A 22757-nucleotide genomic window follows, 5' to 3' on the forward strand; every position below is an offset into this window, starting at 1 on the left:
CCAACCCAGGCCTTTGTCCTTGCCGCGCAGTTCTGCTGCGCCGGCAAGGCAGAACGCTGCGCGAGCCTCAAGTAAAACCACCAGGAGACAGAGAAGATGAAGATGCGTTTCAAGACACTCACCGGCGCAGCGCTGCTTGCACTCGCATTCGGCGCTTCGGCACAGCAGGCCCCTGCCGGCGGCACGCTCGACAAGATCAAGAGCAGCGGCAAGGCCGTGCTCGGCGTGCGCGAGGCCTCGCCACCCATGGCCTACATGCTGGGCGCCAACGACAAATACGTGGGCTACCACGTCGAGCTTTGCGAGCGTGTGCTGAAGGACATCGCGCCTTCCACCAAGCTCGAATACATGGCCGTCACGGCGCAGAACACCATTCCCCTGGTGCAGAACGGCACGCTGGACATCGGCTGCGGCCCCACCACCAACAACACCGCGCGCCAGCAGCAGGTGGCCTTTGCGCTCACCACGTATGTGAGCGAAGTGCGCATGGCGACCAAGGTCGATTCGGGCATCAGCTCGCTCGACCAGCTGGCCGGCCGCACCGTGTCGGCTTCCACCGGCACCACCGCAGTGCAGCTTCTGCGCAAGCGCGAGCGCGCGCAGAACACCACCATCAACACGATGCTGGGCAAGGACCATCTCGAGAGCTTTCTGCTGATGGAGTCGGGCCGCGCCGATGCCTTTGTGCTCGACGACAACCTGCTCGCCGGGATCATCGCGAACTCGAAGAACCCCACGGCCTATCGCATCACTGGCGAGGCGCTGGGCTCGGAGCCGATTGCGCTGTTGTTCCGCAAGGACGATCCGGCTTTCAAGGCCGCGGTGGACGATTCGCTGCGCAAGCTCATGAAGAGCGGCGAGCTCGAGAAGATCTACACCAAGTGGTTCGTCGCGCCGATTCCGCCGAAGAACACGAGCCTGAACCTGCCGATGAGCACGGCGCTGAAGCAGCTGATTGCCGAGCCCAACGACAAGCCGCTCGAGGCCTACGCGAAGTGATGTCCGCAGTGCTCGATTCCGCGCTTTCGTCGGCCTGCACCTTCGAGCCCGCGCAACGCGTGCGCGCCATTGGCGTGTCGGAAATCTTGCGCATCACCGACCATGCCAATGCATTGAAACGCGCCGGCCGGCCGGTGATCGTGCTGGGCGCTGGCGAGCCTGACTTCGACACGCCCGAGCACATTCGCGCCGCCGCGGCCCGTGCCATGGAGCGCGGCGACACGCGCTACACCGTGCTCGACGGCAGCCCGGCCATGAAGACTGCGGTGCAGTTCAAGTTCAAGCGCGACAACGGGCTGGACTTTGCGTTGAATGAAATCAGCGTGGGCGCGGGCGCCAAGCAGGTGATCTTCAACGCGCTCATGGCCAGCCTGAACCCCGGAGACGAGGTGATCCTGCCCGCGCCCTACTGGACCTCTTACGCGGACATCGTGCAGATCTGCGGCGGCGTGCCGGTGAACGTGCCCTGCGGCGAGGCCAACGGCTTCAGGCTGGATGCGGCGCAGCTCGAGGCGGCCATCACGCCGCGCACGCGCTGGCTCTTTCTGAACTCGCCGTCCAACCCGAGCGGCGCGGCCTACAGCGCGGCGCAGCTCACGCCGCTGTGCGAGGTGCTGCTGCGGCACCCGCAGGTGTGGGTGTTGGCGGACGACATCTACGAGCACATCCTCTACGACGGTCTTGCATTTGCCACCCCGGCGGCCGTGGAGCCGCGGCTGCGCGAGCGCACGCTCACCGTGAACGGCGTGTCGAAGGCCTATGCGATGACGGGCTGGCGCGTGGGCTACGGAGCGGGGCCGCGCGCGCTGATCGCCGCCATGGCGGTGGTGCAGAGCCAGTCGACCTCGTGTCCTTCGTCAGTGAGCCAGGCCGCCGCCATCGAGGCGCTCACCGGGCCGCAAGACATCGTGGCGGAGCGGCAGCGCGACTTCCAGGCACGGCGCGACTTCGTGGTGGCGGCATTGAACCGCGCGCCCGGCCTGCATTGCCGCGTGCCGGAGGGTGCCTTCTATACTTTTGCGAGCTGTGCCGGCGTGCTCGGCCGGCGCACGCGCAGCGGCACGCTGCTGCAGACCGACAGCGACTTCTGCAGCTACCTGCTGCAGGATTACGAAGTGGCGGTGGTGCCGGGCAGCGTGTTCGGGCTGGCGCCGTACTTCCGCATTTCGTATGCCACGTCGATGGCGCAGCTCGAGGAGGCGTGTGCGCGGATTGCCGCGGCATGCGAAGCTCTCATATGAATTTCTCCCTCCCCTTCCGGGGGAGGGCAGGGGTGGGGGCAAGCGGCGTATCAACTGCTGTCGGCTTGGCCAGCGCCGCCTGCCCCCATCCCAGCCTTCCCCCGGAGGGGGAAGGGGTAGATACCAAGACCTTCATTGCATTGGACCTAGCATGACTTCTTCCCGCACCGGCGGCCAGATCCTGGTCGACCAGCTCATCACCCACGGCGTCAAGCAGCTCTTCTGCGTGCCCGGCGAAAGCTTTCTGGCCGTGCTCGACGCATTGCACGATGCCTCCATCGACGTGACGGTGTGCCGCCAGGAAGGCGGCGCCGCAATGATGGCCGAGGCGCAGGGCAAGCTCACCGGCCAACCCGGCGTGTGCTTTGTCACGCGCGGGCCGGGCGCCACCAATGCGGCGGCCGGCGTGCACATCGCGCACCAGGATTCGACCCCGATGCTCCTCTTCGTGGGCCAGGTGGCGCGCGAGGCCCTGGGCCGCGAGGCGTTCCAGGAGCTGGACTACGGCGCGGTGTTCGGCACCATGGCCAAGTGGGTGGTGCAGATCGACGATCCGGCACGCGTGCCCGAGCTGGTCTCGCGCGCCTTCCACGTCGCCACCTCCGGCCGGCCCGGTCCGGTGGTGATCGCCCTGCCGGAAGACATGCTGACCGAAGCCGCCACGGTGGCCGATGCGCAGCCTTATGCGGTAACCGAAACCTATCCGGGCCCGACGCAAATCGCGCAACTGCAGCAGCGGCTCGCACAGGCACAACGGCCCGTGGTCATCCTCGGCGGCAGCCGCTGGTCCGAAGCCGCGACGCGGCAGTTCGCCGGCTTTGCGGAGGCGTTCTCGCTGCCGGTGTATTGCTCGTTCCGCCGCCAGATGCTGCTGTCGGCCGAGCATCCGTGCTATGCGGGCGACCTGGGGTTGGGGGCGAATCCGCGCATGCTGGAGCGCATTCGCAATTCAGACCTGGTGCTGCTGGTGGGCGGCCGCCTGTCCGAGGTGCCGTCGCAGGGCTATGAGCTGCTTGCCATTCCGCAGCCGAAGCAGGCGCTGGTGCATGTGCATGCCGATGCCGACGAGCTCGGCAAGCTCTACCGACCGGCGCTGGGCATCCACGCCACGCCGCAGGCCTTTGCCGAGGCGGTGGCCGGCTTGCGCCCGGCTTCGGCGCCGGCCTGGCAGGCCGAGACGAAGACCGCGCGCGAAGATTTCTTGCGCTGGAGCGATCCGGCTCCCATCCGCATTCCGGGCCCGCTGCAGATGGGCGAGGTGATGCAGCACTTGCGCGAGGTGCTGCCGGCCGACACCATCTTCTGCAACGGTGCGGGCAACTTTGCCACCTGGGTGCATCGTTTCTGGCCGTTTCGCGCGTTCGCGAGCCAGCTGGCGCCCACCAGCGGATCGATGGGCTATGGCCTGCCGGCCGGCGTGGGTGCCAAGCGGCTGTGGCCGCAGCGCGAGGTGGTGGTGTTCGCGGGCGACGGCGATTTCATGATGCACGGCCAGGAGTTCGCCACCGCCGTGCAGTACGGCCTGCCGATCATTGTGGTGCTGCTGGACAACGCCATGTACGGCACCATCCGCATGCACCAGGAAAAGCACTATCCGGGACGCGTGAGCGCCACGCAGCTGAAGAACCCCGACTTCCGGGGCTATGCCGAAGTGTTCGGCGGCCACGGCGAGCGCGTCACCCGCACGGAGGAGTTCGGCCCCGCGCTGGCGCGCGCCCGTGCGAGCGGAAAGCCCGCGGTGCTGCATTGCCTGCTCGATCCGGAAGCCATCACGCCGGCCAGCACGCTGCAGAGCATCCGCAAGGCGGCACTGGCTGCCGGCTGAGCGCCTGGCGTCAAAAAAGGATCAGCCCAAGCCGCCCGCAAACCGCGGCCGGGGCTTCGGCGGATTGCCGTCGGGCGTGCGCGCCGCCAGCCGGGCGGCGCGGGCCAACGGTTCCATGGCCTGCTCGAGGCGGGTGGCGAGCAGGTAGAGATCCTCGTCCTTGGTTTCGGCGGCATGGGCGCGCGTCATGCGCACGATCTCGGCGGCGTATTCGGCATTGGTGGCCATCCATTCGGTGTCGGTCACGCGCCCGTGCTTTCGCCGCAGTGCCACGTGCAGCCGTGCGGCAAGGGCGATGCGTTCGCTTTCGGACATGGACATGGTTCGAGGGGCTCCATGAATGGCTCGAACCGCCTGCGTGCACAAGTCGTGCCATGTCGACCCGCGCTATTAACGCCCCGAAACACTTTTGTTTGCCAAGAGCCCTTTGAACGTAAGGCAAAGCGGGTAATTCCCAATGCACTGGGCCGGTGCACCGCCTAAAGTCTGCCCACTCGCGAACGGGCCAAGCTCGTGCTGCCGAGGGTCCGAGGAGACAAAATTCGGTCTACAAGAAAAATTCTTCAAGGCTTCCGTTCGAGAAGCCGTGTTTGAACTTGAAAGGCGCCGCTGGTCGGCGCCTTTTTTATTGCCCGGCGCTGCCCCTTCGCCTGCCGATTTTTGACTGACGGAAGAGCGTTTGCAGGCCCGTCCTGCCTTTGATCGAAGCTCCTCTTTTAGTAGCGGCCTGGGTGCGACAATTCAGGCATGGAAATGCTGGTGGTCACGGGCGCTTCGCTGCTCGCAGGGTTTGTCGATTCGATCGTGGGCGGCGGCGGTTTGATCCTTGTGCCGGCGCTCTTCGCCGTGTTTCCGGGCGCACCGCCGGCCACGTTGCTGGGCACCAACAAAAGCGCTTCTATTTGGGGCACGGCGGCCGCGGCCGCCCAGTTCAGCCAGCGGGTGCAGATGCGCTGGGGTGCTTTGTGGCCGGCCGCCCTGCTCGGATTCGCTGGTTCAATGCTCGGCGCTTGGGGCGTGACCCTGTTTCCCGGTGACTTCCTGCGGCGCGCGTTGCCCATCGTGCTGCTTGGCGTGCTGCTCTACACGCTGGCGCGCAAGGACCTGGGCCGCCACCACGTACCGCGCTTCAGCGGCCGTGCCGAAACGCTGGCCGCCTGCGCCATCGGCGTGTCGATCGGGTTCTACGACGGCTTCTTCGGGCCTGGGGCGGGCAGCTTCCTCGTCTTTTTGTTCGTGCGCTGGATGGGCTACGACTTCCTGAATGCTTCTGCGTCGGCCAAGATCATCAATACGCTCACCAACGCTGCGGCCCTGCTGCTGCTCGCGCTCAAGGGGCATGTGTGGTGGCACTATGGGCTGGTGATGGCTGTTGCCAACGTGGCGGGCAGCCTGCTGGGCACGCGTGTTGCGCTGAAGCACGGGGCCGGTTTCGTGCGGGTGGTGTTCATCGTGGTGGTGAGCGCACTCATCCTGAAGACCGCCTATGACGCATTCCTGAAATAGCACAGCGAGAAAGTCTCATTCATGGCATTGCCAGAGCCTGTTGAACGCCCCGCACCCGTCAGCTTCTGGCAGGCCTTCGCCTATTGGCTCAAGCTCGGCTTCATCAGCTTTGGCGGCCCGGCGGGGCAGATTGCGCTCATGCACCAGGAACTGGTGGAGCGCCGGCGCTGGATTTCGGAAAAGCGCTTTCTGCACGCCCTCAACTACTGCATGCTGCTGCCGGGCCCTGAGGCGCAGCAACTCGCCACCTACATCGGCTGGCTCATGCACCGCACCTGGGGCGGCCTTGCGGCGGGCGTGCTCTTCGTGCTGCCTTCGCTCTTCATCCTGATCGGGCTGTCGTGGGCGTACATGGCCTATGGGCACGTGCCGGCGGTGGCGGGCCTTCTCTACGGCGTGAAGCCCGCGGTCACGGCCATCGTGCTGTTCGCGGCGTGGCGCATCGGCTCGCGGGTGCTCAAGAACGCCTGGCTCTGGGCGATTGCCGTTGCCGCCTTTGTCGCGATCTTCGCGCTGCGGCTGCCGTTTCCGCTCATCGTGCTGTCCGCCGGGGTCATCGGGTACTTCGGCAGCCGGTTCGCGCCGGCGTACTTCGCGCCTGGCGGCGGGCATGGCGCTGCGGCGGGCTCGGCCGGGCCCGCGCTGATCGACGACGACACGCCAACGCCGCGGCATGCCTTGTTCGGTTGGGGCCGCTTCGCGCGCGTGCTGGCGTTGTTCTTCCTGCTGTGGCTCGGCGCGCTGGGCGCGCTCACGGCGCTGTACGGATGGAGCGGCGCGCTCACACAGATGGGCTGGTTCTTCACCAAGGCGGCGCTGCTGACCTTCGGCGGCGCCTACGCGGTGCTGCCCTATGTGTTCCAGGGCGCGGTCGACCACCATCGCTGGCTGAGCGCCACGCAGATGATCGATGGCCTCGCGCTCGGAGAAACCACGCCTGGCCCCTTGATCATGGTGGTGTCGTTCGTGGGCTTCGTCGGCGCCTGGGGCCAGGCGCTGTTCGGCCCCCATGCGCTGTTCGCGGCGGGCGTTGCGGGCGCGACGGTGGTGACCTTCTTCACCTTCCTGCCGTCGTTCCTGTTCATCCTGCTGGGCGGCCCCTTCATCGAATCGACCCACGGCAACCTGAAATTCACCGCGCCGCTGACCGCCATTACCGCAGCCGTGGTTGGCGTGATTGTCAACCTGGCGGTCTTCTTCGCCTACCACGTGCTCTGGCCGAAGGGCCTGTCAGGGCCCTTCGAGTTTCCCTCCGCCGTCCTCGGCGCGCTCGCGTCCATCGCGCTCTTCCGCTTCAAGGCCGGCGTGATTCCGGTGGTGCTCGCTTCGGCAGTTGCCGGCATGGCCTGGCAATTACTTGCGCGTTGACCCGGAACTTGAGACTGGGTATTCCAGGAACACCGCGGAACCGGCTTTGCCGGGCCGTTGGTGTTGCCCCCTTGAGGGGGGAGTCGAGCTACACGAAGTGAGCGAGGGACGGGGGTGGGTCATTCCTCGACGAAGGCTTCTTCGCGCTTGGCCTTGATAGACGGGAGCAGCACGATGCCGAGCAAGAGAGCCGCCGCGACCAGCAGGCCCGCCGACAGCGGCCGCGTGACGAACACGCTCCATGTGCCGCGCGACAGCAGCAGGGCGCGCCGCAGGTTCTCTTCCATCATCGGCCCGAGGATGAAGCCCAGCAGCAATGGCGCCGGCTCGGTCTTCAGCTTGATGAACAGATAGCCGATGAAGCCGAAGGCCGCCACCATCCAGATGTCGAAGGTGTTGTTGTTGGTCGAGTACACGCCAATCGCGCAGAACAGCACGATGGCCGGGAACAGGAACTTGTAGGGCACCGTCAGCAGCTTGATCCACATGCCGATCAGCGGCAGGTTCAGCACGATCAGCATCGCGTTGCCGATCCACATCGAGGCGATCAGGCCCCAGAAGAGTTCCGGGTTGCTGGTCATGACCTGCGGGCCGGGCTGGATGTTGTGGATGGTCATCGCGCCCACCATCAGCGCCATCACGGCGTTGGGCGGAATGCCCAGCGTGAGCAGCGGAATGAACGAGGTCTGCGCGCCGGCGTTGTTGGCCGACTCGGGCGATGCCACGCCGCGGATGTTGCCCTTGCCGAAGGCGATTTCGCCGGGGCGCATCTTGATCTTCTTTTCGAGCGCATAGGCCGCAAAGGCCGCCAGCAGCGCGCCGCCGCCGGGCAGGATGCCGAGCGCCGAACCCAGCGCGGTGCCGCGCAGCACTGCGGGCGTCATGCGCTTGAAGTCTTCCTTGGTGGGCCACAGGCCCTTCACCTTGTGCGTGAACACCTCACGCTCGTCGTCGGGCTGCGAAAGGTTGCCGATGATTTCGCCATAGCCGAACACGCCCATCGCAATCACCACGAAGCCGATGCCGTCGGTGAGCTCTGGAATGTCGAAGCTGAAACGCGCCACGCCCGAATTGACGTCGGTGCCGACGATGCCGAGCAGCAGGCCCAGCACGATCATGGCCACTGCCTTGAGCAGCGAACCCGAGGCCAGCACCACGGCGCCGATCAGGCCCAGGGTCATCAGCGAGAAGTACTCGGCCGGGCCGAACTTGAAGGCCAACTCGGTGAGCGGCGGCGCAAAGGCAGCCAGGATCAGCGTGCCCACACAACCGGCAAAGAACGAGCCCAGGCCCGCCGCGGCGAGCGCCGGGCCTGCGCGGCCCTGCCTTGCCATCTGGTAGCCGTCGATGCAGGTGACCACGGAGGACGATTCCCCGGGCAGGTTCACCAGGATGGCGGTGGTCGAGCCGCCGTATTGCGCGCCGTAGTAGATGCCGGCCAGCATGATCAGCGCCGATACGGGCGGCAGCGCGTACGTGGCGGGCAGCAGCATCGCGATGGTGGCAACCGGGCCAATGCCCGGCAGCACGCCGATCAGCGTGCCCAGGATGCAGCCGACCAGGCAGTACAGCAGGTTGGTGAAAGTGAAGGCGACGCCGAAGCCGGTCGCGAGGTTGTGGAACAGTTCCATGGCGGTGTGCTCCTCAACCCGAAATGAAAGTAGGCCAGACCTGGATCTGCAGCTTGAGCGCCCAGATGAAGGCCACATAGCTGCCGGCCGCCAGGATGGTGGAGAGCACCAGCACGTCGCGCAGCTTGAAGTGCTCGCCCGCCATGCTCGAGATGATGGTGAGCGCGTAGATCGCGACGATCATTCCCATGGCGGGTAGGCCGATGCTCGGCAGCCCGCCGAGCAGCACGCCGAAAGCCAGGTTGGCGCCCAGCACGAAGGCCAGCGGTTTCCAGGCCCATTTGCCGATCGGGTCGCCGCCGGCGGTTTCGACCACCATGGCCTGGAACATGATCGCCCCGCCGAGCACCGCCAGCAAAATGCCCAGCATGAGCGGAAAGTAGCCGGGGCCCATGCGGGCACCGTCGCCGATGGTGTAGGTGGTGGCGCCGATGGCGAAAGCACCGCCGACACTTGTGAACATGACTCCTGAAAAGAAGTCCGCCTGACTCTTTATGCGCATTGCCTCGACCCTCTTGATTGGACGGGTGAGGGTCGTCGCCCGCGGCTGACCGTGGGCTGACCGGCGCGGTAAGGACAAATGCGTACCAGGCGGCCCAGGCCTTCGCGCGAACGATGGGCGCAGAAACGAAAAAAGCTCCCGAAGGAGCTTTTTCATTTGAGAGCGAGGTCTCGGGGGGAGGGCTTAGTAGCCGCCGCGACCACCGCCGCCGCCGCCGTAGCCACCGCCACCACCGCTGCGGCCACCGCCGCCGCCACCGTAGCCGCCGCCACCACCACCGCCGTAACCACCACCGCCGCCGCCGCCGTAGCCGCCGCCACCACCGGTACGGGGGGGACGAGCTTCCATCGGACGTGCTTCGTTCACGGTCAGGGCGCGGCCCTGGAGCGAATGGCCGTTCATGGCTTCAACGGCAGCCAGCGCTTCAGCGTCGGTGCCCATTTCCACGAAGCCGAAGCCCTTGGAGCGGCCGGTGTCGCGTTCCATCATGACCTTGGCGCTGACGATCGAGCCGAACTCGCCGAAAGCCTGTTCCAGGTCGTTGTCACGCACAGAGTAGGCGAGGTTGCCTACGTAGAGTTTCTTGCCCATTGAGGGACTCCTAATTCAAACCAACAAGACAAAGCGATGGAGTCCCAGAATCACAACAAACAAATGCGCTGTGGCGCGAAACTGACCGATCACCGAATTACGTGCACGGGAGGCAAGCTCACAGACACGTAGGCACGATTATCAATGCGATCTGGAAAAAGGGTGATGAAATTCGCGCTTCTTACGAAACATCACGCCTTGGCGGGCGGTTTCGCAACGGTTCCAGAAGGCCGGAGAGCCCGTTGTGGTCTATTTCATGCATCAAATGGAGCAGCCGGCCGATTTCACCTGCGGGAAAACCCTCGCGTGCGAACCAATTCAGATAATTGCCGGGTAAATCGGCAATCAACGTGCCCTTGTGCTTGCCGAAAGGCATTTCTAGCGTGACAAGGCGCTGAAGGTCTTCGGGTTTCATGAGATTCAGCCCCCGGCGCGCTTCACCACGTGGCCTTGCCTGGTGAGCGCCGCGATCACGAGTTCGCGATGGTCGCCCTGGATTTCGATGGTGCCGTCCTTTACCGTGCCGCCCGTGCCGCAGGCCGTCTTGAGTTGCTTGCCCACGGCCGCGAGCGCCGCCGCATCGAGCGCCAGGCCCTTGACCACCGTCACGCCCTTGCCTTTGCGGCCCTTGGTCTCGTGCGATACACGCACAATGCCGTCAGTGGCCAGAACGCGCGCCTTGAGCTCCTTGCAGCGGCACTGCGCCATCGGCGCGCGGCACTCGGGGCACATGCGGCCTCCGGCTTCGGTGGAATACACCAGGGCGGTGGACTGATTGCTCTTCATCGTCATTCGGTCGATCTCTTCTTCAACGCTTCGGTTCCTGCTGGTTCCCGGTTCATCTTTCTCTCTGTCTGCTCACATGCCATTCGACTCACTGGGCCTGGCCCCCGCGCTCGTGCAGGCTGCCGCCGAAAGCGGCTATGCCGCGCCGACCGCCATCCAGGCCGCGGCCATTCCCGCAATTCTGCAAGGCCGCGACGTGCGGGGTTCGGCGCAGACCGGCTCCGGCAAGACCGCCGCATTTTCCCTGCCGCTGCTGCAGCGCCTGGCGGCCGAGCGCGCGGCGTCGCCGCGCCGCGTGCGCGCGCTGGTGCTCGTGCCCACGCGCGAACTGGCCGCCCAAGTGGGCGAAACCATGCGCAGCCTGGCGCAGCATCTGCCCGAGCGGCTCAAGATCGCCATCGCCTTCGGCGGCGTGTCGATCAACCCGCAGATGATGAGCCTGCGCGGCGGCGCCGACATCGTGGTGGCCACGCCGGGCCGGCTACTCGACCTGGTGGACCACAACGCGCTCAAGCTCAACGCGGTTTCCATGCTCGTCCTCGACGAGGCCGACCGCCTGTTCGACCTCGGCTTTGCCGAGGAGCTGGGCCGCATTCTCGGGCTGCTGCCGGCGCAGCGCCAGAACCTGCTGTTTTCCGCCACTTTTCCGCCCGCCATCCAGGCGCTGGCCGACGGCACGCTGCGCGACCCGGCGGTGATCGACGTGCAGGGCGAGCCCGGCACCGAGCCCGCCATCGTCCAGCGCGTGATCGAGGTCGACGCCAACCGCCGCACCCAGCTGCTGCGCCATCTGCTGAAGGAAAACGAATGGGACCGCGTGCTGGTCTTCGTCGCCACCCAGCATGCGGCCCAGACCGTGGCCGAGAAGCTCTACAAGAACGGCGTCTATGCCGTGCCTTTTCACGGCGACATTGCGCAGGGCACGCGCACCGGCATCCTCGCGCAGTTCAAGGAGAGCCGATGGGACGTGGTGATTGCGACCGACCTGGCCGCACGCGGCATCGACATTGCGCAACTGCCGGTCGTCATCAACTACGACCTGCCGCGCTCGCCCACTGACTACATCCACCGCATCGGCCGTACCGGCCGTGCGGGTGAAAGCGGGCTGGCCATCAGCTTCGTGAGCGCGGCCACCGAGGCGCACTTTCGCGTGATCGAGAAGCGCCAGGGCCTCCACCTCCCGCGCGAGCGCATCGAAGGCTTCGAGCCGACCGAAACTGCGGTGCCGGCGGTCGACAGCTCGGGTACGGGTGGCATCAAGGGCAAGCGGCCGAGCAAGAAGGACAAGCTGCGTGCCGCGAACGCATTGGCAGCGGCGCGGCAGGGCGACGGCGAACAGAACGACTGAAGCCGCGTGGCTAGAGCCAGCCCATCTGCCGGGCGGCCAATTCCTTCATGATGTCCTCGGCGCCGCCGCCGATCATCATCACCTTCACTTCGCGGTAGATGCGCTCGCTCACGGTGCCGCGCATGAAGCCCATGCCGCCCAGGATCTGCACGGCCTGGTCGGCGCAGAACTGCATGGTTTGCGTCGCGTGATTCTTGAGCATGCAGACCTGCGCGACCCACTCCGGTGCATTGAAGCGGCCCGCCGCCTCATGCGCATCTCCCTGCGCCGATACGGCCTCCAGCCACGCCTCGGTGGACGCAATGCGCATCTGCATGTCCACCAGCTTGTGGCGCACCGCCTGGTGTTCGATGAGCGCGGCGCCGAAGGTCTTGCGCCCTTGTGACCAGGCCAGCGCCTCGTCGAGGCAGGCCTGCGCAAAGCCGAGTGCGCCCGCGGCCAGGCCGATGCGTTCGCCGTTGAAGTTGCCCATGACCATGCGAAAGCCCGCGCCTTCGTTCCCTAGAAGGTAGCGCGCAGGCACGCGCACGTTGTCGAAATGAAGCTGGGCGGTGTCGGAGCACAGCCAACCCATCTTGGCGAGGCGCGTGCGCGTGACGCCGGGCGCATCGCCGGGCACCAGCAGCATCGAGATGCCGCCGGCGCCGCGCTCTTCGCCGGTGCGCACCGCCACCGTGATCCAGTCGGCCCGCATGCCCGAGGTGATGAAGGTCTTTTCGCCGTTCACCACGTAGTGCTCGCCGTCGCGCCGCGCCGTGGTGCGCAGCGCCGCCACGTCGGAGCCGCCGCCGGGTTCGGTGATGGCGAGCGCCGCGATCTTCTCGCCGCGCAGCACCGGTGGCACGACCTCGCCGCGCACCGCATCGTTCGCATGCAGCACCACGGGCGGCAGGCCGATGTTGTGCGAGAACAGGCTGGCGAGCACGCCGCCGCTCTTGCCATGGCGCGCGAGCGCAATCCATGCGGGGAGCTTCAGTGAATATGAGGCCGGCGTGCCGCCCAGCGACTCGGGGTAGCCGAGGCCCAGCAAGCCCAGTTCCGCTGCGCGCGCGTACAGCGCCCGGGGAAACTCGCCCGCGTCGTCCCAGGCCTGCACATGCGGCGCGATCTCGTCCCCGGCAAAGCGCCGCACCGTGTCGGCGAGAGCCGCCCGGTCGGCCTGCAGTTCGGCGTCCATGTGCGCTTCAGCCGCGCGGCGGCCGCTTGGCGATGCCCATCGTCTTGGCGAGGATGCCGAGCATCACTTCGTCCGCGCCCCCGCCGATGGAGCCCAGGCGCCCGTCGCGATAAAGGCGAGAGACGCGGTTCTCGAGCGTAAAACCCATGCCGCCCCAGAACTGCAGGCAGGTGTCGGCCACCTGGCGCGTGAGCCGCCCGGTCTTGAGCTTGGCCATCGATGCCAGCTCGAGCACGTCCTGGCCCTGCACATGCAAGTCGCAGGCGCGGTAGGTGAGGGCGCGCAATGCCTCCACTTCGGTCTTGAGCTCGGCGAGCTTGAACTGCACCCATTGCTGGTCGGCCAGCGTGGCACCGAACAACTTGCGCTCCTGCGCCCACTCGATGGTCTGCGCAATGCAGTCTTCCATCGGTTCGAGCGAGCTTGCGGCGGCCCACAGCCGCTCCTCCTGGAACTGCTGCATCTGGTAGACGAAGCCCTGTCCTTCCTCGCCGATGCGGTAGCGTTGCGGCACGCGCACGTTGTCGAAGTAGATGAGGCCCGTGTCGCTCGAATGCATGCCGATCTTGCGGATCTTCTTCGCCTTTTCGATGCCGGGGCTGTCCATCGGCACCATCACGAGCGACTTGTTTCGGTGCACGGGACCATCGCCGGTGTTGACCAGCATGCACATCCAGTCGGCCTGCAGGCTATTGGTGATCCACATCTTCTGGCCGCTGATGAGATAGTCGCCGCCGTCCTTGCGCGCATGGCTCTTCAGGCCCGCCACGTCGCTGCCCGCGCCAGGCTCGCTCACGCCGATGCAGCCGACCATGTCGCCCGCAATGGCGGGTGCGAGGAACTCGCGCCTCAGTTCGTCGCTGCCGAAGCGCGCGAGCGCGGGCGTGCACATGTCGGTCTGCACGCCGATGGCCATCGGCACGCCGCCGCAGCTCACATGGCCCAGCGCTTCCGCCATGGCCATCGCATACGAATAGTCGAGCCCGGCGCCGCCGAAGGCTTCGGGCTTGTTCAGGCCCAGCATGCCCAGGTTGCCAAGCTTCTTGAAGACCTCGTGCGCGGGAAAGATCTCGGCTTCTTCCCATCCGTCGACATGCGGATTGATCTCTTCGTCGATGAAGCGGCGCAGGGTCTTCTGTATTTCGAGATGCTCGTGGGTGTACTGCATGCGGTTGTCTCCAATCAGTCGTTCGGTTCGTCGGCGTCCTTGAAAACTCGCGGCGTCTGCGCCCGGTGAAAGCCGTCGAACGGCCGCACGGCCCGGCGCTGCTGCACCTGCGCTTTTGGCACTGGCATCGGCCAACCCATGCGCACCTGCGGCCGCGCGCCATCCACGCGCAGCACGCTGCCGCTGATGAAGCTTGCGGCCGGGCTCAGCAGGAAGGCGATGGCGGCCGAGGTCTCGGCCTCGTTGCCGAAGCGGCCCGCGGGCACGGTGTTGCGCATGGCACGCAGCATGTCGCCGGCTTCGGGCGGATAGTGGTCCATGCCGCTCGATGCGATGTAGCCCGGCGCCACGGCATTCACGCGCACGCCGCTCGCAGCCCATTCGAGCGCGGCGGTTTCGGTGAAGCTCACCATGCCGGCGCGCGCCGCGCCGCTGTGGCCCATGTTGGGCATGGAGCCCCACATGTCGGCCACGATGTTGACGATGGCGCCGCCATGCGCCTGCATGCTCTGCAGAAAGCACTCGCGCGCCACGAGAAAGCCCCCGGTGAGATTGGTGTGAATCACCGCTTCCCAGCCCTTGGCCGAGATCGACGCGAGCGGCGTGATGTACTGGCCGCCCGCGTTGTTGACGAGGCCGTCGATGCGGCCATGCAAGGCAACGATGGCGGCTACCGCGTTGCGCACGGCTTCCTCATGCCGGATGTCGAAGGCCTGCGTGCTCGCCTTGCCGCCGTCATCGGTGATTTCGGCCTGCACAGCTTCGAGCTTTTCGAGGTTGCGGCCGACAAGCACCACCTGCGCGCCGAGCGATGCGAGTTCATGCGCCGTGCAGCGGCCGATGCCGGAGCCGCCTCCTGTGACGACGATCACCTGGCCGGCAAAGAGGCCGGGCGAAAAAACGGAACGGTACCGGGAGGGCGAGTTCATCGGACGGCTTTCAACAAATATCTGCGCGAGAGCGGCGTCGTCATGGATCGGCGATCTCCGCCACCACATGGCGCGCGGCCACTTGCGCGCCCACCGCCACATGCAGCGCGGCCAACCGGCCGGCCCGCGGCGCGCAGTGCACATGCTCCATCTTCATGGCCTCGAGCGTGACGAGCGGCTGGCCAGCGGCCACGGTGTCGCCTTCGGCTGCCAGAAGCGCGATGACGCGGCCGTTCATCGAGGCGCGCAGCAGACCGTCGGCGGCAGCGGCATCCTCGCGTGCGACCGCGACATGCGTCAGGTTGTCCAACTGAAAGGGCTGGCCGCGAAAGTGAAAGAAGAGGCCGCTCGCCGATCGACGCGACACTATCGCTTGTTCGGCCAGCCCATTGCAAGAGAAGCGCACGTGCCCATCGCCGGGCAGCGCAAGCAGGTCGACGCGCACGGGCGGTTGTTCGCCAATGGAAATGTCGAACCGGCCAGCGCGAAGAGGCTGCACGCGCGCCTGGCAATGCGTTCCATCGAGTGCGAAGCGCAATGCATTCGGCAGCCTGTGCGCGAGTGGCGAGGGCCAGCCGTGCGCTCCGAGCTGGAGCAACAGCGCAGCGAGCAACGTGGCGCGCGCTTCGGCCACGCCGTTGGGTGCGAGCAAGTCGTCGAGCTCTTCGGCGATGAAGGCGGTGGTCGCCGCGCCGCTCGCGAACACCGGGTGCGCCAGCGCGCGCTGCAGCAGCTGCTGGTTGGTGGCAACGCCCAGTGCCACCGTGTCTTGCAGGCCGGCGAGCAGCCGTTGCCGGGTTTCGTCGCGCGTGCGGCCGTGCGCCACCAATTTGGCAATCATCGAGTCGTAGAACGGCGGCACCGCAGCGCCATCGCGCAGCGCGTGCTCGGTGCGCAAGGTCGGTGAGGGGCGCCACGCGGCGAGCATGCCGCTTTGCGGCAGAAAGCCCTGTCGCGGGTCTTCGGCGCACAGGCGCACTTCGATGGCGTGGCCGCTCATGCACACATCCTGTTGCGTGAGTGGCAGCGCTTCCCCGGCCGCGATGCGCAACTGCAGCTCGACCAGGTCGAGCCCCGTCACGGCTTCAGTCACAGAATGCTCGACCTGCAGTCGCGTGTTCATTTCCATGAACCAGTAGCGGCCGTCGGCATCGAGCAAGAACTCCAGCGTGCCCGCACCTTCGTAGCCGATGGCCTTTGCGGCGGCGACGGCCGTGGCGCCCATGCGTTCGCGCAAGGCTGCGGAAACGGCCGGCGAGGGCGACTCCTCGATCACCTTCTGGTGCCGCCGCTGCACCGAACAGTCACGTTCGCCCAGGTGAATGGCGTTGCCGTGCCGGTCGGCGAAGACCTGGATCTCGATGTGGCGCGGTGCCACGATGGCGCGCTCCAGGATCACGGCCGCATCGCCGAAGGCATTGAGCGCTTCGGACTGCGCGCTCTGCAGCAGCTCGGCAAAGGCCGCGGCCGACGGCACCAGGCGCATGCCGCGTCCGCCGCCCCCGGCCGTTGCCTTGATCATCACGGGCCAGCCGATGCGCGCGGCTTCGGCGGCGAGCGTGGACTGGCTCTGGTCTTCACCCTGGTAGCCAGGAATGCACGGCACGCCGGCCGCCTGCATCAGCCGCTTCGCGCCGGCCTTGTCGCCCATCGCGCGGATGGCTTCGGGCGAAGGGCCGATGAAGACAAGGCCCGCATCGCGGCAGGCCTGCGCGAACGCGGCGTTCTCCGCCAAAAAGCCGTAGCCCGGATGCACGGCCTGCGCGCCGCTTGCAAGCGCGGCATCGACGATGGCGGAAATATTCAGGTAGCTTTGCGCGGGCAGCGATTCGCCGATCCAGACCGACTGGTCGGCCTGGCGCACATGTTCCGCGTCGGCGTCGGCTGTGGAATACACGGCCACCGTGCGGCAGCCCATGGCGCGCGCGGTGCGCATCACGCGGACTGCGATCTCGCCGCGGTTGGCGACAAGGATCTTGCTGAAGCTCATGGCCGCGCCACCGAAAACTGCATGGGCTGCGGCATGCGCGCATCGGCATCGCGGCAGACGGAGAGCACTTCGGCCAGCACCGCCCGTGTGTCGCGCGGGTCGATCACGCCGTCGTCCAGCAGCAGCGCGCTGGTGGTGAACACGCTCATCTGCCGATCGAAGCGCTCGACGATCTGCTGCTGCATCGCGTCGATCTTCGCGCGATCGACAGCACCTTTGCGCGCCATGCCCGCTTCCATCACGATGGCCATGGTTCTTGCCGCCTGCTCGCCGCCCATTACGGCAGTGCGCGCGTTGGGCCACGAAAAGCAGAAGCGCGGCGCGAAGCCGCGGCCGCACATGCCGTAGTTGCCCGCGCCGTAAGAGGCACCGCAATGCAGCGTGATCTGCGGCACGGTGGCGCTGGTCACCGCCTGGATCATCTTGGCGCCGTGCTTGATGATGCCGGCCTCCTCGTGCGCGCGGCCGACCATGTAGCCCGTGATGTTCTGCAGGTAGACGATGGGCGTGCGCGACTGGCAGCAGGCCTGGATGAAATGCGTGGCCTTGGTGGCTCCGTCTGAATCGATCGGGCCGTTGTTGGTGATGATGCCCACGGCATGGCCTTCGAGCCGCATGTGGCCGCACACCGTGGCGCTGCCGTAGTGCTCGCTGAACTCGAGAAACTCGGAGCCGTCGGCGATGCGCGCAATCACCTCGCGCATGTCGACCGGCCGCCGTCCGTCGCCGGGCATGATGCCGAGCAGCTCTTCGGCGTCGTAGAGCGGCGGTGCAAATTTGCGCGCGGCTTCGTCGCGTGCCCAGTCGAAGCCGCCCAGAATGGATCGCGCGATGCGGATGGCATCGCGATCGTCCTCCGCCAGGTAGTCGCCCAGCCCCGAGATGTGCGTGTGCATCACGGCACCGCCCAGCTCTTCTTCGGTGGCAATTTCGCCGGTGGCCGCCTTGAGCAGCGGCGGGCCGGCCAGGAACGCGCGGGTGCGGTCCCGCACCATCACGATGTAGTCTGAAAGCCCCGTCTGGTAGGCACCGCCCGCGGTCGAGGACCCGTGCGTCACCGTCACCACCGGAAGCCCCGCGGCCGAGAGCCGCGCCAGGTTGCGGAAGATGCCGCCGCCGCGCACGAAGTCCTGCACGCGGTATTGCATGAGATTGGCGCCCGCGCTTTCCACCAGCTGAACATAGGGCAGCTTGTTTTCGAGCGCGATCTCCTGCATGCGCAGCTGCTTGTCCAGGCCCATCGGCTGCAGCGCACCGGCGTCGATGCCGGAGTCGGAGGCGCTCACCATGCAGCGCACGCCCGCCACCCGGCCAATGCCCGCGATCACCCCGCCGCCGGGCACGCTCTTGCCGAGGTCTTCGTGGTCGTGGCCCAGGCCGGCCAGCGAGGCCAGCGGCAGAAAAGGCGCGCCGGTGTCGAGCAGCAGCGCCAGGCGCTCGCGCGGCAGCAACTGCCCGCGCCTGGCAAAGCGCTCGGCCGAGGCACTCGAGGCTGCCACCGAGCGTGCCTCGTGCGACCGCACTTCGGCAAGCAAAGCGAGCATGCCGGCCCGATGGGCCTGGAAGGATTCGCTGGCCGCGTGCAGCCGGGATTCGATGGCGGGCATGAAGGAGTCAGTGCAGATCGCTTTCGCTCTGCGCTGACTCTAGGGCGCCGATGCGCGCCGGGCTTGCGCCAATTAGCTGGTGCGGACCCGGCGTGCCGCAGCGGGGGCGTCCAGGCTGGTGCCTGTGATCACCCAGTAGATGAAGATCAGCACCGCGCCGGCCGTGCCGAAGACCGACAGGCCCATGTAGTTGCCGCCGATGGCCAGCGCATCGGCCGGAGCGGCCGCAATGCAGATCATGTTGGCGGCGCTCATGCCCACGTAATGCATGGTGCAGACCGCCACGCCCATCACCGCGGCGGCGGCGACCTTGTGGCTCAGCCGGCGCAGGTTGAAGGCCAGCCACAGGGCCGCGCCCGCGGCAGTGATGGCAATTGCCACGGACAGACCGACGATGTTGAGATCGAAATCCATCGAGGCGCGCATGTTCATTGCAAACATGCCCATGTAGTGCATCACGCAAACGCCCACGCCCGCCAGCAGGCTGCCGGCCAGCCAGCCCGGCTTGCTGAATTTGCTTCGCCCGCCCGCCAGGTACAGCGCAATGCCGGAGATCAGGATGGCCGCCACCAGGGACACGACGGTCAGCGGCACGTTGTAAGAAATGCCCACCGGCAGGCGGTAGGCCAGCATGCCGATGAAGTGCATCGACCAGATGCCGATGCCGCCCAGCGCCACGGCGGCGCACGCCACCACCGCAAGGTTGGGTTTGCCGTCCGCACCAACCATGCGCCCCGCGCAGATCAGCGCCACCAGGGAACCCGCGAACGAAATGAGAAACGAGAGCGCCACCAAGCCGAGCGAATACTCGGGCGACAGCAACTGGCCAACAACGAGGGGAGTCATGCTTTTGTTCTCCTAAAAAGAACGACTCACCGCCGTGGATCGGATGTAGAAAGGGTTGTAACGAGTCGTTCGTGGGCCAGTCTGTGATAGTTGTTTTTAAAAGTAAACAGAATTTGCTGCTGGTTTGTTTACCTTCTCACACCTCACCGCTGGGGTCGGATTCGATAGATCGCGTTGTTCCGGTCGGCCGCCACGTAGATGCTCCCGTCACCGCCCACGGCAACGCCTGTTACCACGTAGGGCGGCGGCAATCCGGGGCCTGCGGCCAAGCCGATCGGCAGGTTTTCGGCCACGGTGCGGCGCGAGCCGTTCGCCGGGTCGATTTCCACCAGCCGGCGCGCCGCGCTTTCGGCCACGATGAAGCTGCCCCACGGCGTTTGCGCCAGACCTTCAGGCAGCGCCAGCCCCTCCGCAATGGCACGAAGCGGCGCGCTCGCATCGAGCGGGATGCGGGTCAGCTTGCCGGCCGCCTCGGTCACGTAAAGAGCGCCGTCCTGGCCAATGATCATTTGCACAGGGCCGCTCAGCCCACTAGCGAGCACTTGCTTGTCTGCAAATTTGGCGCCCCGCGCGCGCGTGATGCTGCCGGTGGCGATCTCGGCATAGATCACGCTGCCGTCGGCCATGGGCAGGGCGTCGAAAGGCGCCTTCAGCCCGTGAATGGTCTCGACGGTCCGCAGCGTCTGGCGGTCGACCAGCTGCACCGTGCCTGTGAACCACGAGGTCAGGGCAAACAGCTTGCCCGACAGGCCGACGGCAAACGGATAGTCGAGCTCCGGGTCGCGCTGCATCCGGAACACGTCGCGGACTTCGCCGGTGCGCACATCCACCTGGCGAAAGCCGAACACATCGGCCACCCAGAGCGTGTGGCCTTCGATCTTGAGGCCCGCCGGCGCCGCGAGCTTGCCGCTGGTGAGCGTGCGCAGCGCGCCGGTGGCGGGGTTGAAGGCCTGCACCTCGTTGTTGGCCATGTTCGACACGTAGATGGTGCCGTCGGGCGTGTCGTGCGCAATGGCCAGGTTGTCGAGCGAGGGGCGCAGCTGCTTCGCGACGGTCTTGCGGCCGGTGGCCAGGTCCACGCGCACCAGTTCGCCGCTGCGCGCATCGACCACCCAGAGGTTGCCCTTGCCGTCCAGATTGGCGGCCGCGGGAATCTTGAAGCCGTCGGCAATCACAGTCATCTGGCCGTTGGCGGGGTCGATCTTCACGACTTGGCCCTTGAACCAGAGCGGTCCGTAAAGCATGCCGTCGGGGCCGACCTCGAAGCCGTTGAAGCCGCCCATGTCCTTCTTGATGAGCCGCGGTGGCTTCTGGCCTTCGCGGTCGATCTCCCAGAGCGCATCGCCCAGAAACACCTGCGAGGCATAGAGCTTGTTGTTGCGGCGGTCGAAGTCGAGCGAGTTGAGGCCGGGCAGGTCCTTGGCGAGCACGCGCATCGGCGCGCCGTCGTTCTCGCGATAGCGCAGCATGCCCATGAGGTAGTTGGTCCACGCCAGTTCGCCCTTGGGACCGACCGCAATGTCGTCGGCCTGGCCTTCGGGTGCATCGATCAGCACCTTGGCCGCGCCGGTGGTGCGGTCCACCTCCCAGAGCGTGTTGCCGAGCACCGAACCGGCGAGCAGCCGGCCTTTCTGGTCGATGGCCAGGCCGTGCACCCCCGAGAAGGAGGACGGCGGCACCAGCACCTCGGGCGCGCTCCATGACGCCGGCCGGGTGGCGGGTGGCGGTGCGACAACGGTGCTGCAGGCGCCCAGCAGGGCGAGCGTGGCGGTCAGCGCGGCGGTAGCGCGCAACAGGCGACGGGGCATGCCTTCTCCTTCTTGTGGTTGCGCGTGCAGTCTAGAAGGAGAAAGGGGATGCGGCGCAGTCACGCGCGTGACATGTGTCGAGTCGCAGCGCGGTTGGCTCCCGTGTCCATGCGGAGTCACCACTTACGCGTCAACGATCATCCAGAGGGGAATCGCTGTTTCGCTGGAGATGGAATTATTCGTGGTGTTGTCTAAATGGCTTCGGAAGTCAGCGGCTAGATCGCGGCCTCGGCGCTAGCGTCTTAGGTAAGCTGTGGCGATGTGGTGTTTGAGGCGAAGAAGGCTGCATTCGCCCAAAGCCGCCTTCGACGTCGCCCTCCAGTTCCACAGAAGCGCATGAAAATCCCGTTGATCTCAACCTGTCCTGAGCTTGCCCATGCAGGTGCGTCGGGTCGCGACGTCACGTTCAGGCGCGGATATGCAGGGGCACGAACGACTTCACCAAGTCGTCCAACGCCTTCAGCTGCGCGAGAAAAGGCTCCAACTGGTCCAGCGGCAGAGCGCTGGGTCCGTCGCATTTAGCTTGCGTTGGGTCAGGATGAGCCTCAAGAAAGAGGCCTGCCAAGCCTACGGCCAGGCCGGCGCGCGCTAGCTCAGCCACTTGCTCGCGTCGCCCGCCAGAGACGGCAGCGTTCGGGTCGCGTTGCTGGAGGGCATGGGTAACGTCGAAGATGACGGGCAGATTGCCGGTGACCTTCTTCATTGCACCGAATCCAAGCATGTCCACCACCAGGTTGTCGTAGCCGAAACAGGTTCCGCGATCGCACAGAATGACAGGGGAGTTTCCCGCTTCTCTGATTTTTTCGACGATGTTGAGTACCTGCGACGGGCTCAAGAACTGGGGCTTCTTGACATTGATGACCTTGCCCGTCCTGGCAAGCGCGACGACCAAGTCAGTCTGGCGGGCGAGAAACGCAGGTAGCTGTAGAACGTCCACAACTTCGGCGACGGGATCCGCCTGCCATGGCTCGTGCACGTCGGTGAGGATGGGCACGCCGAACTCTGCCTTGACGGCCTCGAAGATTTTCAGGCCCTCTTCCAACCCGGGCCCCCGGAACGAATGGATAGACGAGCGATTCGCCTTGTCGAAACTTGGCGTGCGGCGCCGCATACGTGATGGTCGCGATGGGCACAATTCGGCCAGGACCAGACATTCGAGCTTTAATGCGGAAAGTTGCGTGAGTATGGAATTGAGCGGCAAGAGCATCATTCAGGGCTTCTTCCTGCTCGCCTGCATGACACTACTGGCTCTGTTGTTCTTCGGCGCCTGGGTGCTGAAGAAGGTGTTGCCTGAGGAGCATCCAATGAAGAGCAGGCTGTCGCCTGAAAGGCTTCTGCATATCGCAAAGATTCTTGCAGCAACGCTGATCGCGGCTTACTTCGTGGGTGCAGTAATCTTGTACGGCTAGGCAGGACGCGGCCAAAACCGGACCTC

General features: G+C 66.1%; 21 protein-coding genes. 7 read left to right on the forward strand and 14 right to left on the reverse strand.

Features of this window, described 5'->3' with window-relative positions:
- Positions 1–96 precede the first annotated feature (96 nt).
- The 3 genes from GOQ09_RS01580 to GOQ09_RS01590 all read left to right on the forward strand — a co-directional run bounded on the left by GOQ09_RS01580 (position 97) and on the right by GOQ09_RS01590 (position 4065).
- Positions 97–999, forward strand: coding sequence for an amino acid ABC transporter substrate-binding protein (locus tag GOQ09_RS01580; RefSeq protein WP_157611514.1), 903 nt, complete (start codon positions 97–99; stop codon positions 997–999).
- The gene (locus tag GOQ09_RS01585; protein WP_207309908.1) at positions 999–2240 is read left to right on the forward strand and encodes a pyridoxal phosphate-dependent aminotransferase; all 1242 of its coding nucleotides are present in this window, start codon (positions 999–1001) and stop codon (positions 2238–2240) included. Before GOQ09_RS01580 ends, GOQ09_RS01585 begins: the two co-directional genes overlap by 1 nt.
- A gap of 151 nt (positions 2241–2391) precedes the next feature.
- Complete coding sequence (locus GOQ09_RS01590; RefSeq protein ID WP_157611519.1) at positions 2392–4065, forward strand: thiamine pyrophosphate-binding protein; 1674 nt, start codon at positions 2392–2394, stop codon at positions 4063–4065.
- 21 nt (positions 4066–4086) lie between these two features.
- On the opposite strand, the gene GOQ09_RS01595 is transcribed toward GOQ09_RS01590, so the two are convergent.
- Positions 4087–4386, reverse strand: coding sequence for a hypothetical protein (locus GOQ09_RS01595; RefSeq protein WP_157611521.1), 300 nt, complete (start codon positions 4384–4386; stop codon positions 4087–4089).
- 426 nt (positions 4387–4812) lie between these two features.
- Between GOQ09_RS01595 and GOQ09_RS01600 the strand changes: the two genes are divergently transcribed.
- On the forward strand, positions 4813–5571 hold the full coding sequence (locus GOQ09_RS01600; protein WP_157611523.1) for a TSUP family transporter: 759 nt from the start codon (positions 4813–4815) through the stop codon (positions 5569–5571).
- Positions 5572–5592: 21 nt separating this feature from the next.
- A complete protein-coding gene (gene chrA / locus GOQ09_RS01605; RefSeq protein ID WP_157611525.1) occupies positions 5593–6939 on the forward strand; it encodes a chromate efflux transporter in 1347 nt (448 codons plus the stop codon).
- Between the two features lie 119 nt (positions 6940–7058).
- Here chrA and GOQ09_RS01610 read toward each other — a convergent pair whose 3' ends face one another.
- The 5 genes from GOQ09_RS01610 to GOQ09_RS01630 form a co-directional block, all read right to left on the reverse strand.
- Positions 7059–8570, reverse strand: a complete 1512-nt coding sequence (locus GOQ09_RS01610; protein WP_157611527.1) for a tripartite tricarboxylate transporter permease — start codon at positions 8568–8570, stop codon at positions 7059–7061.
- Positions 8571–8583: 13 nt separating this feature from the next.
- A complete protein-coding gene (locus tag GOQ09_RS01615; protein WP_126747806.1) occupies positions 8584–9072 on the reverse strand; it encodes a tripartite tricarboxylate transporter TctB family protein in 489 nt (162 codons plus the stop codon).
- Positions 9073–9255: 183 nt separating this feature from the next.
- Positions 9256–9663: an RNA recognition motif domain-containing protein gene (locus GOQ09_RS01620; protein ID WP_157611529.1), complete on the reverse strand. Its 408-nt coding sequence runs from the start codon at positions 9661–9663 to the stop codon at positions 9256–9258.
- A 181-nt stretch (positions 9664–9844) separates the two neighbouring features.
- Entirely contained in the window at positions 9845–10078 is a 234-nt protein-coding gene (locus tag GOQ09_RS01625; RefSeq protein ID WP_157611531.1) for a DUF3820 family protein, read from the reverse strand.
- A 5-nt stretch (positions 10079–10083) separates the two neighbouring features.
- Complete coding sequence (locus tag GOQ09_RS01630) at positions 10084–10449, reverse strand: translation initiation factor Sui1 (RefSeq protein ID WP_207309952.1); 366 nt, start codon at positions 10447–10449, stop codon at positions 10084–10086.
- A 76-nt stretch (positions 10450–10525) separates the two neighbouring features.
- Between GOQ09_RS01630 and GOQ09_RS01635 the strand changes: the two genes are divergently transcribed.
- The gene (locus tag GOQ09_RS01635; RefSeq protein ID WP_157611535.1) at positions 10526–11797 is read left to right on the forward strand and encodes a DEAD/DEAH box helicase; all 1272 of its coding nucleotides are present in this window, start codon (positions 10526–10528) and stop codon (positions 11795–11797) included.
- Between the two features lie 10 nt (positions 11798–11807).
- On the opposite strand, the gene GOQ09_RS01640 is transcribed toward GOQ09_RS01635, so the two are convergent.
- The 8 genes from GOQ09_RS01640 to kdsA form a co-directional block, all read right to left on the reverse strand.
- Positions 11808–12974, reverse strand: coding sequence for an acyl-CoA dehydrogenase family protein (locus tag GOQ09_RS01640; protein WP_157611537.1), 1167 nt, complete (start codon positions 12972–12974; stop codon positions 11808–11810).
- A 7-nt stretch (positions 12975–12981) separates the two neighbouring features.
- Complete coding sequence (locus GOQ09_RS01645; protein WP_157611539.1) at positions 12982–14142, reverse strand: acyl-CoA dehydrogenase family protein; 1161 nt, start codon at positions 14140–14142, stop codon at positions 12982–12984.
- A gap of 14 nt (positions 14143–14156) precedes the next feature.
- The gene (locus GOQ09_RS01650) at positions 14157–15071 is read right to left on the reverse strand and encodes an SDR family oxidoreductase (RefSeq protein WP_157611541.1); all 915 of its coding nucleotides are present in this window, start codon (positions 15069–15071) and stop codon (positions 14157–14159) included.
- Positions 15072–15111: 40 nt separating this feature from the next.
- The gene (locus GOQ09_RS01655; RefSeq protein WP_157611543.1) at positions 15112–17061 is read right to left on the reverse strand and encodes an acetyl/propionyl/methylcrotonyl-CoA carboxylase subunit alpha; all 1950 of its coding nucleotides are present in this window, start codon (positions 17059–17061) and stop codon (positions 15112–15114) included.
- Positions 17058–18668, reverse strand: coding sequence for an acyl-CoA carboxylase subunit beta (locus GOQ09_RS01660; RefSeq protein ID WP_157611544.1), 1611 nt, complete (start codon positions 18666–18668; stop codon positions 17058–17060). Before GOQ09_RS01660 ends, GOQ09_RS01655 begins: the two co-directional genes overlap by 4 nt.
- Positions 18669–18740: 72 nt before the next feature.
- Positions 18741–19514, reverse strand: coding sequence for an MHYT domain-containing protein (locus GOQ09_RS01665; protein ID WP_157611546.1), 774 nt, complete (start codon positions 19512–19514; stop codon positions 18741–18743).
- Positions 19515–19657: 143 nt separating this feature from the next.
- Complete coding sequence (locus GOQ09_RS01670) at positions 19658–21322, reverse strand: hypothetical protein (RefSeq protein WP_157611548.1); 1665 nt, start codon at positions 21320–21322, stop codon at positions 19658–19660.
- A gap of 406 nt (positions 21323–21728) precedes the next feature.
- Positions 21729–22433: a 3-deoxy-8-phosphooctulonate synthase gene (kdsA, locus tag GOQ09_RS01675; protein WP_157616542.1), complete on the reverse strand. Its 705-nt coding sequence runs from the start codon at positions 22431–22433 to the stop codon at positions 21729–21731.
- A 79-nt stretch (positions 22434–22512) separates the two neighbouring features.
- Here kdsA and GOQ09_RS01680 point away from each other — a divergent pair, with 79 nt between their 5' ends.
- On the forward strand, positions 22513–22731 hold the full coding sequence (locus GOQ09_RS01680; protein ID WP_157611550.1) for a hypothetical protein: 219 nt from the start codon (positions 22513–22515) through the stop codon (positions 22729–22731).
- Positions 22732–22757 lie beyond the last annotated feature (26 nt).

It is taken from the genome of Variovorax paradoxus (genome assembly GCF_009755665.1).
Classification (GTDB): Bacteria; Pseudomonadota; Gammaproteobacteria; order Burkholderiales; family Burkholderiaceae_C; genus Variovorax; species Variovorax paradoxus_G.